General features: G+C 69.1%; 9 protein-coding genes. 4 read left to right on the top strand and 5 right to left on the bottom strand.

Annotated features, from left to right (window positions below; translation table 11 throughout):
• Positions 1 to 10: 10 nt before the first annotated feature.
• Positions 11 to 730: a peptidylprolyl isomerase gene (locus DFO50_RS08685; protein ID WP_107889638.1), complete on the bottom strand. Its 720-nt coding sequence runs from the start codon at positions 728 to 730 to the stop codon at positions 11 to 13.
• Positions 731 to 812: 82 nt separating this feature from the next.
• On the bottom strand, positions 813 to 1,496 hold the full coding sequence (locus tag DFO50_RS08680) for a hypothetical protein (RefSeq protein ID WP_028499630.1): 684 nt from the start codon (positions 1,494 to 1,496) through the stop codon (positions 813 to 815).
• Between the two features lie 233 nt (positions 1,497 to 1,729).
• Here DFO50_RS08680 and DFO50_RS08675 point away from each other — a divergent pair, with 233 nt between their 5' ends.
• From DFO50_RS08675 to DFO50_RS08660, 4 genes are read left to right on the top strand one after another with little or no spacing between them, the layout of a single operon-like run.
• On the top strand, positions 1,730 to 2,851 hold the full coding sequence (locus DFO50_RS08675; RefSeq protein WP_028499631.1) for an AAA family ATPase: 1,122 nt from the start codon (positions 1,730 to 1,732) through the stop codon (positions 2,849 to 2,851).
• Complete coding sequence (locus tag DFO50_RS08670) at positions 2,848 to 3,288, top strand: hypothetical protein (protein ID WP_028499632.1); 441 nt, start codon at positions 2,848 to 2,850, stop codon at positions 3,286 to 3,288. The genes DFO50_RS08675 and DFO50_RS08670 overlap by 4 nt, the downstream gene beginning before the upstream one ends.
• Complete coding sequence (locus DFO50_RS08665; protein WP_028499633.1) at positions 3,285 to 5,090, top strand: hypothetical protein; 1,806 nt, start codon at positions 3,285 to 3,287, stop codon at positions 5,088 to 5,090. The genes DFO50_RS08670 and DFO50_RS08665 overlap by 4 nt, the downstream gene beginning before the upstream one ends.
• Positions 5,077 to 7,872, top strand: coding sequence for a bpX6 domain-containing protein (locus tag DFO50_RS08660; protein WP_112692346.1), 2,796 nt, complete (start codon positions 5,077 to 5,079; stop codon positions 7,870 to 7,872). Before DFO50_RS08665 ends, DFO50_RS08660 begins: the two co-directional genes overlap by 14 nt.
• Before the next feature lie 19 nt (positions 7,873 to 7,891).
• Here the strand turns inward: DFO50_RS08660 and DFO50_RS08655 are convergent, their stop codons facing one another.
• From DFO50_RS08655 to DFO50_RS19145, 3 genes are read right to left on the bottom strand one after another with little or no spacing between them, the layout of a single operon-like run.
• Positions 7,892 to 9,154, bottom strand: coding sequence for a hypothetical protein (locus DFO50_RS08655; RefSeq protein WP_112692345.1), 1,263 nt, complete (start codon positions 9,152 to 9,154; stop codon positions 7,892 to 7,894).
• A complete protein-coding gene (locus tag DFO50_RS08650) occupies positions 9,151 to 10,392 on the bottom strand; it encodes a hypothetical protein (protein WP_146745034.1) in 1,242 nt (413 codons plus the stop codon). The genes DFO50_RS08655 and DFO50_RS08650 overlap by 4 nt, the downstream gene beginning before the upstream one ends.
• A complete protein-coding gene (locus DFO50_RS19145) occupies positions 10,389 to 11,921 on the bottom strand; it encodes a hypothetical protein (RefSeq protein ID WP_158537425.1) in 1,533 nt (510 codons plus the stop codon). The genes DFO50_RS08650 and DFO50_RS19145 overlap by 4 nt, the downstream gene beginning before the upstream one ends.
• Between the last annotated feature and the right edge of the window lie 71 nt (positions 11,922 to 11,992).

The raw sequence follows: 11,992 nt of genomic DNA, 5'->3' as shown, positions 1-11,992 counted from the left end.
CTGCGCCCCCTCAATTCACCAACGGCACCCCCACCGCCCCCAGATCCACCCCCTCCACCTTCGCCTGCCCGGCCAGGATCCGGACATACTGTTCCAGCGCCCGGGTCAGCGCCTGGCCCTGCAGGTCCATGGCCACGCGTTCGCGCGCGACGTCGAACGGCATCTGCTTGCCGGGAACGCGCTGGTCGATGCGCAGGATATGGAAGCCGAAGCGCGTGCGTACCAGTTGCGGCCACAGGCCGACGGACTGGTCGGAGAACAGGGCGGCGTCGAATTCCGGCACGGTTTCGCCGCGTTGCAGCTGGCCGAGGCTGCCACCAAGCTCGGAAGACGGACAGTTGGAGTTCTCGCGCGCCAGCTGGTCGAACCGCTCCGGCTGGTCGCGCACATTGCGCAGGATGGCTTCCGCCCGCGCCTGCAGTGCCGGCAGGTCCACGCCGGACGTCACCTGCAGCAGGATGTGCGAGGCAAATACCAGTTCGCCGGCACAGTAGCGCCGGGCATGGGCGGTGTAATAGCGTTCCAGTTCGCTGTCGCTGGCCTGCGGCACGCTGACTTCCTGTTCCAGCAGTTGTTCCAGTGCGGCAGCACGGGTGTCGTCGTCGGCGCCGTCTTCGAGCAGGCCGACAGCCAGTGCGCGCTGGCGCAGCAGTTCCTGCACGGCGGCATTGTTCAGTTCGGCCCGGGTGTCGGCTTCGATCCGGATATCGTTGATGGTCGCTTCAGGCATGGCAGGTTCGCGGGGTCGGGAGTAATGAAGGCACGTTATCCACCCCGGCGGCGCGGCACAATACGCCGAGCGGGCTAGGTCCCTACTCCGAAAACACGAAGAACGGCGCCGGCATCGGCATGCCTTCCGGATGGGAGAAGCGGTCGCCCGGTGCGCACTCGTTCCGGTTCAGCGCCGTCACCCGCAGCGCATCGAACCGGGCGCGGCCATTGACGGCCAGTCCCAGCGTGCCCCGCTGCCGCGTGTCGTGCGGCTCACCGCTCAGATAGCGTTTGCCGTCGATGCTGACGCTCAGGTTGCGGTTGCAGACGGTGATCTCGACCCGGTACGGGCGGTTCGTTTCCACCTGGAACGGCACTTTGGCCACGTTCTTGCCGCCATAGGCCTTGTCCGCAGTCGAGCGTCCGTTGCCGATGGCCAGCTTGTTCTCGATCCGGTACAGATAAACGCGGGTATAGCGTTGTGCGGTGCGGTCCAGCATCAGCTCGGCCAGCACGCCATCCTGCAGTGTCAGCGTGGTACCGAGCCGGTAGTTGGCCGGCAGCGGCACCCGGCCATTGATGCTGGCCCAGTCGCCCCGGCAGCCGCTGCTGCCCGTCTCGCAGCCCCCCTGCAGACCACCGTCCGCCAGCGGCTGCCACTGTCCGTTCTCGACCTGCCACAGTGACGGGAAGGTGTCGCTGCGGGTTTCGGAATAGCTGGCGCAGCCGGCCAGCAGACCAGCCAGGGCGATGGCGGGAGTCAGGGACAGGATGGAAGTGCGCAACGGGATACCTTTTTCCGGACCGGGGTGGGCCCCCATACTAGCGCGTTGAAAAAATCCGAAGAATATCTGGCGGCACCGCGGTGCGAAATCGGCACGAGTGCAAAAAACAAGCCACTGATTCAAAACAGATAACGTCAATGTCATTTTGATAATGACAAATTGTTGCTATTGGAATGATTTTCGCCAATCTGGCAAACTGGCCTTTTCTTTCCCTGGTGGAAGCCACTCCAGCAATGATTGCCGAACTGCACCATGCCGCCGGGCAGCTGCGCGAAAACCTCCGGCAGGCGACCACCGGGCTGGTAGAGCGCGAACAGCTGGCCGAACTGATCCTGCTGGCAGCGGTCGCCCAGGAGCATTTACTGGTTATCGGCCCGCCCGGCACCGCCAAGAGTGCCGTGGTACGCCGCGTCGCCCGTTCGCTGGGCGGCCGTTACTTTGAGTATCTGCTGGGCCGGTTTACCGAGCCGTCGGAGCTGTTCGGCGCGGTGGATCTCAGGAAACTGCGCGACGGCACGGTCGAGACCGACGTCAGCGACATGCTGCCGGAAGCGGACATCGCCTTTCTGGACGAGGTGTTCCTCGGATCGACGGCGATTCTGAACACGCTGCTCGGCCTGCTCAACGAACGCCAGTTCCGGCGCGGCCATACCCGCCTGCACTGCCCATTGCGCATCTGTGTCGCGGCAGCCAATGCGCTGCCCGAAGACGAGGCGCTGGCGGCCTTTGCTGACCGTTTCCTGGTCCACTCCTTCGTGTCGCCCGTGGCTGACCACCAGCTGGAAGCCCTGCTGGCCGGCGGCTGGCAGGTCGCGCAACAGCCGCCGGCCGCCGGAAACAGTCTCGCCCAGCTGGATCTGCTGAGCGCACAGGTGGCCCGGGTCGACATGCGCGAGGCGATGCCGGCGCTGGTCAATGCCATCCGTTCGCTGCGGGCCGCCGGCATTCCGCTGTCGGATCGCCGCCTCGTCAGGTCACAGCGGCTGATCGCTGCGGCCACCGTGCTGGCCGGACGCCTGCAGGCGCAGGAGGCCGACATCTGGCCGCTGCTGTGCGTGATTCCGACCGAAGCGCTGCAGGCGCAGGCACGCGATGTGCTGCGCGAGCAGATCGCGTGCTCCGCCAACGCTACCCTGTTCAGCGCCTGTGAGGCCACCGTCCAGCAACCGTTGTCCCGTGCGGCGCGGCTCGAGTCGGCAGCGCAGGAATGCCTGGCCCGGTCCGCCACGGTGACGCCCGCCCGGCTGGAGGCACTGTTGCGCGAGATCGACGCCAATTTCAGTCGCGAACAACTGCCCGAGGCCCTGGCCGGGCTCAGAACGCAACTGGCCGCCCGGCTTGTCGTAACGGCATGACGCTGGTTTCCCCCCTGCCCTGGCACTGGCGCCCCGCCGTCACTGTCGCCGAACCCGCTGCCGCCGTGGCGGGACGGGACGCGGCGCCCGCGCTGCTGGCACGGCTGGCGTCCCTGCCTGCCAACGTCCGTGCCCGGTTGCAGATGTGTTCATCTTCTGACCTGCTGGTGCTGATCGGTGCGGCGGCCGACCTGCCATGGGTCGATGGTATTGCCTATGCGGCACCCAGCAGGCAGGCACCGGCACTGTGGCTGCCGACGCAGGACGAACCCGACGTCGCCCATGATCTGCTCGCCCGGGCGCTAGACCTGCGCTGCCATCGCCAGCCGCTGCTGCTGTGGCGAACGCCGGCAGTGTTCATGCCGCTGGACCGGCAGCATGCAGTTTCCCCCTGTCTGCTGGAACGGCTGGCCAGGCGCTGGCCGGGACGCCCATGAGCGACTGGAGCCTTCCCGCCGCGCTTCGACCCTGGCACCACTGGCTGCAATGGTTCAGGCCCGATGTGGCCGTCGCGCTCGGCGATCTGGTTCGCCAGCTGGACACCCTGCCCGGTCTCGCCGCGTCCCGCCTGCACGACACCTCCGTGACAGAGCCGGACGGGCTGGATGACCTGAGGCATCGCGGGCCCTATCCGCGGCTGCTCGCCAGCGAATGGCTGCTGGCCGAAGCCGCGCCGGACGAGTTCCTGCGCCGGGCGGTCATGGGTGAGCACCTGTTCCTGATGCCACGGCCGAGATCCCGGCAGGTCGACCGTCTGATCCTGGCGCTGTTCGACGCGGGTCCGCACCAGCTCGGCGCACCGCGGCTGGCGCATCTCGCCGCATGGATCCTGCTGGCGCGCCGTGCGGAACAGGCCGGCGCCACACTGCGCTGGGGCGTTCTGCAACAGCCGGGGGCGCTGCACGAAGCGCGGGAAGTCCGCAATCTGCACGATTTACTCAAGCAGCGCGGCTGGACCCTGCCGACTCCGGCCCATCTGCAGCAGTGGCAGCAGTCACTGGCCGATGCCGCGCTGAATCCGGCCGAATGCTGGCAGGTCGGCAGCCCGTCCGCCGGGGCAATGCCGCAGGCCAGCCACCGCCTCGGCATCGCCCGGGCCCTGCAGGGCAGCGACCTCGACGTCCTGCTGGAAACGCGCACCCGCCGGAGCAGGCTGCAACTGCCGTTGCCGCCGGAGCCGCTGGCGCAGGACATACTGAAAGGCCGGTTTGCGCCAACTGCCGCCAGCAACGCCCATCAGAAAAACAGTGGTCGTCTCAGCATCAAACAGCCGCCCATTCTGTCGCCCGCAGGCCGTCATGTCGCCGTGCGCCTGCTCGACGCCCCCGGCGTCATGGTGTTTCCCATTCCTGGCGCCAACCATGCCCGGGGCAAGGCGCGCCGGCAGCTGTGGCCTGACGGCGCCCAGCCGCTGGCCCTCCTGCTCGATGGCAGGACGGCACTGGGGGTACTGAGGCAGTCGGGGCAGACCCTCGCCTGGCAAGCCGAGGGAATCAGGCTGCCGACGGATCTGGTGCCGGCACCGGCCGGCAGCGCGGCGCTGCAGCCGGCGGCCTGTCTCACCGCCGGCCGGCAGCGGCAGTTGCTGCTGTTGACGGTGGACAATGCCCTGCTCTGCGCGAAGCCGGCCAGCGGCGGCAAGCCGCCTGTGCCGGAAACCCTGGCCAGCAATGTGCTGGCGATCACGCCGGTGGGCAAGCACCGGCTCGCCTGTGCCTGGCGTGAAGCCGACAGGCTGCACATCCGGCAGTACGATACCGATCCTGACGATGTCCAGGTCACACTGGGACCGGTCGGCCAGGACGTTGCGGTCCTGCTGAACGGCATCGCCTCGCGACCGGAAGTGTTCGGCGGGGCCGCCGTCTGCGACCGCCGCCCGGGGGAAGCAGAAACGTGGCGGGTCTATCCGCTCCAGTGGCAGTCGGGCGGCCCGCTTCAGTCTCTGGAATGGACCTTGCCCCCCGGCTGGCGGGCGATCGGCATGTTCGACCGGACCATTGGCGATGACAGCGCCCTGCTGCTGATCGACGCCGGAAACGAACGGCTCGCGCGGTGGGACCAGGACGGCCTGACGACGCTGTACACCCTGCCCGCCGCTGCCGTGCGCCTCAGCTACTCACCGATCAGCGGACAGGTTGCGCTGCTGACCGGGCAGCAACAGTTGATCGTCTATTCGCTGGCAGAGCAGGTCCTCAAGCTGTTTATCCATGAAGGGAGCAGCGAAGATGCCAGCCATTGATCCCGGCCTGCTGCCGTGCCAGCCGGTATGGCATGGCAATCCGCCGCTGCACGGGTTGTGGTTCCCGGCCGACTGGTACGACGACGCGCAGCGCGCGGCGCGACTGGTCGCGGCCTGGCAGCCCGGAGCCACCGCCTGGCGCTTTGCCGCCGGCGACGCGCTGCGCTTTGCCCTCCCGCTCCCCGCCGACGCCGCCCAATTGGGCTGGCCGCTGGTGCGGGTCGGGCAGACACTGAGTTCGGCCGGCATCCGCCCCGGCGAAGCGGCCCGGCTGCCCGAGGCCGATCTGTGGATCGTCGATGGCGGCCGCGTGCTGGCCCTGCATTTTGCCGGGGCCGAGCCACTGGAACCGGCCGGCTGGCTGTCGGTCGACGACCATGCCCTGCTCGACACGGATGATTTCCGCGACGAACCCGGCGAAGCCGTGCTCGCCACCCCGGCCGTTCCCGGTGATGTGCGCGAGGTACTCGGCGAGGCGGTCGCCCCGGCGGACGCGGCTCAGCAGCGTTTTGTCCAGGCCATCGGGCAACCGCCGCAAAGCCGGCCTGATACCCGGAACGGCACGACCGGGTCGGCAGCATGGAAATGGCAAGTCGCGCTCACCATCATGTTGATGGGGTGGCTGCTGATCACCGACAGGCTGCCGCCGCTGTCCAGCCCCGGGTGGCTGATACCCATCACGGTCTGGGCCGTGCATCACTGGATCGCGCGCCGGCTGGCCGGCGGGGCCCGGCCGCTGGCCGCCCGGCTGGTGGACAGCCTGCCCGCCCGCCGGCTCCGCGCCCGCTTGCCGCAGCGCTGGCAGGACTGGGTGGCCCGCATGGTCATGACCACGCCGCTGGCCCGGGCATTCGGCCACCGTCAGGCCGCCTACCTGCGGCGGATGCTGGAAATGTTTGAAAACGGCCGGCTCGACGAGGCACTGCGCCATGCGATCCCGCTCGGCGGTGGCGACGGGTCGGACTCACCGTCACTCAGTACGCCGCATGCGCGAAAGGATCTGCGTCTCGGCGCACCGGGCACATCGGGCCGCGCCAGCCTGAATCTGGACCCGCCGCTGCGTCAGTACCTCATGGACCTGTACCGGAGGAGCTTCGGAAAACTGGACCGCGAAGGCCGTATCGACGAGGCGGTCTTCGTGCTCGCCGAGCTGCTGCAGTCCCATGCCGAAGCCCTCGACTATCTGGAAAAGCAGCAGCGCTTCACCCAGGCCGCCGCGCTGGCACTGTACTGGGATATGGCGGCGGACACCATCGTCCGTCTGCACTGCCTCGCCGGCGACTGGAAACATGCGGTTGCCGTGGCGCGGCGCGACAACGCCTTCTCCACCGCCATCCTGCAGCTGGAAGACAAATGGCCCGATGCCGCCCGACGTCTGCGCGAGGAATGGGCCGCGACCCTGGCGGCCCAGGGCGCATGGCTGGAGGCGGTCGATGCCGCCTGGCCGCTTCCCGATTTCCGGCCGCAGGCGGCACAGTGGCTGCAGAACGTCGAGCAGGCCGGGGGCCAGTTGCAGGCCAGGGCGCTGCTGAGGCGGGCAATCCTGTTGCCGGACACGATGGTGCATTACCACGACTTCCTGCTGGGCCTGCGCGATGATCCGGCACAGTACCCGGCCCGCGCGGCCATCGCCGACAGCGCCCTGACGCTCGGCGCGCGTGGTCCCGGCGTCGCAGCCATCCTGCGTCCCCTCCTGCCCGGGCTGCTGGCCGACCGCATGGCAGGACATGGCAAGCTGGACCGTCGTACCCTGAGCAAGCTGGTGACGCTGGCAGCGGACCCGGTATTCGCGGCCGACCTGCCCGATCTGCGTTTCCCGCCTCCGGCCGTGCTGCCCCTCAATCAGCAACAGACACCGCTGGACTGGCAGGCGCCGGCCGCCGGCGCGCGTGCGCTGCAGGATGCCGTGCCGCTGAACGATGACACGTTCCTGCTGGCCCTCGGCGAAGCTGGCGCCATGCTGGTCGACAGGCACGGCACCCCGCTCCACCGCTTCCCGCAACCGGCGGAACGGCTGGTGCCGGCGCACAACGGCCAGGTCGTGCTGGCGCTGGCGCAGCGCGGTACCAGGTGGCGGGTCAGCCGGCTCGACCTGCTCAACCGGACAGCCACGGGTCTCGGCAGCGGCGAGTTCGACCATATGGCGGAGCAGTTCGACGGCATCGGCTGGACCGTGGTCAGCGGTTCGCGGCTGCAGGTGCTCGATGTCACCACCTCGCTGCAGTCGGTGCTGTGGCAGGTGGCGGACCTGCCGGGCATGGTCACGGCCTTCTGCGCCGGGACAAGCGTGGAGCAACTGCTGATCCAGACCGGGCCGGACGAAGTACAGTTGTGGTGCTACCACCTGCCGGAACGCCGGCTCAGCTCACGCTGGCCGCAGGAAAAGCACACTGGCGACGGCCTGTTGCTGGAACGTGACGAAGGCTGCGTGATATTTCACACTGAGCAGGACCGGGACGGGCAGATCGTTCTGCATCGTGGCGGTCGCGGGGACGACGGCGCCGCCGTCACCCTGCCCGGCCCGGCCGGCCACGGCAGCGGCCTGATGCTGAAAACCGGCGCCGGCTGGTATCTGGCCTGCCGCACCAGCCCGAATGGTGCAGTCGACCTGTTCCATGTCGGCATGCGCGACTGGGCCCTGAAAGCAGCACTGCACTGGCCGGCAGGCAGCGGCCTGCAGGTCCGGGTCGCGGATGACTGGTGGCAGGTCATCGATCAGCACGGCCGCCTGTTCCACGTCGATGTCAGCCTCGGGCGTACCTTGTCGCTGTCCGTGTTCTGACCGGATGTTGCGGGCGGGCTTACTGCTCCGCCCACGCCGCGCCCAGCACCTGCCACGCCGGGCAGCCCGGCAGATTGCTGGCCCGGTAGATCCTGCCGTCCGCCAGCCATCCGGCCACGGTCGCCCCCCGGCGCGACAGGTAGCGGGCGCTGGCCGGATGCTGGTCGGCCGGTACGGCATACACGGCGGACAGCGGCTGGCTGCCATGATTGGCCCAGACCACGGCCCGGGTGGCGTCGGATGCCGCCGCTCCGTCAGGCAGGGTGGCGCCGACACCGATGCGGCCATCCTCACTCAGCGCATACAGGCGGACACGGCTGCCGTCGTCCAGCCCGTTCACCCACTCGGTCAGCTCCGGCGAGACCACCACACTGCGCGGCGCACCGGTGCTGTCCTTCAGGCTGACGGTATAGCGGCTGCCGTCGCGCGACAGGGCCTCCATGCCGATTTTGACCTCCGGGTCCGGCACGGCCGCGCGCAGCGGCTCGAGCCAGTCGTTGCGACGCATGTCACGACCGGCCGGCGCGACAAAGCTGAAGTAGCTGCCATCGCCGTCACTGCGGCCCTGGCCGGCCACCAGGCCGCCATCGGCCGACAGCGCTTCGGCGCGGGCGTAGCGCGCACGCGGCCCCAGCAGGGTCAGCGTGCCGTTGCGCAGCACGAAAGCCTGCTGCCAGCCGCCGCTGTCCGCCGCCTGCCCGGCCACCACGCGACCGTCGGCCGATACCGCGCTGGCGGCGGCGTACCCCGGTGGCGACGACAGCAGGCGGAGCGAGTAGCCGCGCCCGGTACGCCGGGCGACAAAGGCCCGCGGATACTGGTCATTCGGTGCCAGACTGCCGGCAACTACACTGCCATCGTCGGACACCGCCACCGCCTCGCCCATGCAGGTGCCGGCCGGCAGTTCCAGCGCAACGCGCACGCCATCCACCCAGATGGCAGGCCCGACGCAGGCGGCAGTCTGCCGGTAGCCGCCGACCGCCACCCGGCCATCGGCCGACAGGGCCAGCACATGGCCATACTGGCGATCCAGCCAGCGCCAGCCGTCGCCGTCGGACCAGGTGAATGCACGGCGACCGTCCGTCACCCGCGCGTAACCGGCCAGCGTGCTGCCGTCGGCCGACATCGCGGTCAGTACCAGCGGCAGCGGCGGCACGGCGGCACGCTCCGGTCTGGCCGGCGCGCAAAACTCGGCCGGCGCCTGCGGCGCGGAGGACATGCTGGCGCAGCCGGCCAGCAACCACAGTGGCCAGGAACGGGCCAGAAAGAGACGCAGGGTCATGGCTGAACTTCCGGAGCAAGATCAAAAACACAATAGCCCCCCGCCTGACCGGCCAGCGTCAGACGGTAGCCATCGGCGGACAGGAACAGCCGTCCGGCTGCCGGATCGCCGGCACAGCGCAGGCGGCGGCTGTCGCCCTGGGTCAGGTCCCGCCACCAGGCGCGCAGGGCCCGCTCTCCGGGACGATCACTGGCCCGGAACAGGGCGGCGACCTGGCGACCGTCGCTGGAGAAAGTCACGCTGTCGGCCTGCAGTCCGGCTGGCAGTGGCAGTTTCTGCATCGGCGTCAGCAGCACACTGTGCTGACGGCCCTGCAGCAGCAGGGCGCGGCCATTGGCTGCCATCGTGCCGCCCGACACCCGGTCCACCTGGCCGGCGGCCAGCGCATCAGCCTCGAATGTCTGACTTTCATGCCCGAGCCGCACCGTCAGCCGGCCCGGTTCGCGGGTGCGCCACAACACCGCTCCCTGCAGGCGGGCATACGCCAGCGCCCGGCCTTCCGCCGCCAGCTGCGTCGGCGACTCGCCGATCCGCCAGAGACTGACCCCCGGGTCGCCGGGCAGCAGCGCGGCATCGGGGTCAAGCACGGCCGACAGCGCTTTGCGGCGCAGACTGTCGCGATCCTCCCGATCACTGCTGGCCAGCAGCCCGGTGCCATCGGCGGATACCGCCAGCGGCAACAGCAGGGGGCCGGGCAGCAGACGCACACCGCGCCGCTCCCGCCACAGAAAGCCCCTCGCGACGGACTGCCGGTCAAGCAGCCAGCCGACGACGGTCCGGCCATCGGCGCTGATATCGGTCACCGACGAGTAACGCGCCATGGCGGTCGGCAGCATGCGTTCGGGCGCTTGCCCGCGGCGGATCAGCCACGCGTCCAGCGCGCCTTCCCGGCCGGCACCAACGGCCAGCGTGCCGCCGTCGGCCGACAGGCGGGCACTGCCGGCAAGCAGGTAGTCAAAACCGTCCAGCGGGGTGAAGCGCCGCTCCTGCTCCCAGGCCAGCGCCGGCACCCGGACCAGCGGTTCCCGCCCCGCCCGGTGATACGGCGCCAGGGCCCGCGTCAGCGCCGGCACACTCACCGCAGCCCGGTCTCCGGCACGATGGACCAGCCTGACGCGACCATCGGCCGACTGTGCGAGCAGCACCTGCCCGTCGACGACAAGCTGTGGTGCGGCGGCGGCGGCCAGCACGGCCGGCGCCAGCAGCGCCAGGGCCATGCCCGTCAGCCAGCGCCTCACGGCGCGATGCGGCGCAGGCAGATGACGCTGCGTTTGGTACCGGACTGACCGGTGGCCAGCACCTTGCCGTCGCCGGACAGCACCAGCGTTCCACTGCCCATGCTGTCGCCCGGGCAGTGGTAGGCCGTGTCGCGGCCAGTCGCTTCGGACCAGACCATGGCCGGGTAGCGCTGCGGCCTCGTTTCAGTGGCGCCGATGCCGGCCAGGGTACGCCCGTCCGTGCTGACACTGACCGGCGAGATGGCCGCCTGGACCTTGCCCAGCGGCACCCGTTTGCCGTCGCGGAAGAAGTAGGTACCGGACGACATGGCTTCATAGTCATCACCGCGCAGCCAGACCCGGCTGCCGTCGTCGGAGACTGACAACAGCCTCAGATAGCTGTTCCGCACATTCAGTTTCCCGCCCAGGTCCGTCCTGCCGCCGGCGTCGATCTGCCACAGCCGGGGCGGCCAGCCACCGGTCTGGTACGCGAACAGCGTATCGCCCCGGGCCGACATCCCGGCCGGCACACCGCCGGCCTCGATCATGTCCAGCCCCTTGCCCGGCTGCCAGCTGACCGCATCGGTCTGCAGGAAGGTGAAACGGTCGGCATCGGTCATCCCGCTTGCTGCCCGGATACGGCGGGCAAAGTCGTCGAAGTCCGGCTTTTCGCCACCGGGCTGCCGCTCCAGCATCGGCGGGTCGGCCTGTTCGACGAAGCCGGTCTGCTCATCCCACAGGAATCCCTGCCAGCGCGACGTCCCCTTGATTTCGACATGACCGGCCAGACGCTGGCCATCGGCGCTGACACCGACGATGTCCCAGTCCCCGGCGCCCTCGGTATTGTCGAACGGCATCTGCTGCTCGAACAGTTCCCGGGCACCGCGCTGCAGCAGTTGCCGGAAGTTGCCCCGGAAACGGGTGCCGAACACGCGCTGGCCGTCGGCACTGAGGGCAAACGGCAGGTTCATGTCGTCCGGCAGCAGTGAAAATCCACCGTCCTCGGTCCACAGAAAGGTGCGCGGCACCGACTGCCGGTCCGGTAGCAGCCAGCCCAGCACGGTGCGACCATCGCGGCTGATATCGGCCACGCCGGAGCGCCATGCCCGGCCTTCCGGCACCAGCCGCTGCAGGGCGCCCCCCGCCTGCCAGCGCCAGGCATCCAGGCTGCCATTGGCACCGGCACCAAAGGCGACAAATTTGCCATCCGCCGACATCCGTGTCGTCGTCGCCGTGAAATACGCACCGTCCGGCAGCGGCACCGGTGTTTCGCCTGCTGCGCCATCCAGCGCCAGCCCCTGTGCCGGTTGCAGATTCCAGAGATCGGTTTCCGACAGGCGCAGCCGCAGTTCGTTGAGCACGACGCCATCGGCCTCTTCCAGCCCGGCGCCGCTCTTGCGGACCAGCAGGACACTGCCATCGGCGGACACTCGCTCCAGCAGCCGGTTTTCGATCAGCTGCACGGCACCGACCGTTTTTTTGACTTCTGCGGCATGGGCGGCGGGCAGGGCCGCAAACAGTGCGGCAGCGAGGAGTGTCTGTCTCAGCATGCGAGGTCCGGATTTGGCTTGGAAAAACAAATGGTAACCGTGGATAAAATGAATGGGCAAGCCAAAGGGAT

This window comes from Microvirgula sp. AG722 (assembly GCF_003269145.1).
GTDB lineage: Bacteria > Pseudomonadota > Gammaproteobacteria > Burkholderiales > Aquaspirillaceae > Microvirgula > Microvirgula aerodenitrificans.
This window is presented reverse-complemented; position numbering and strand designations above follow the sequence as displayed.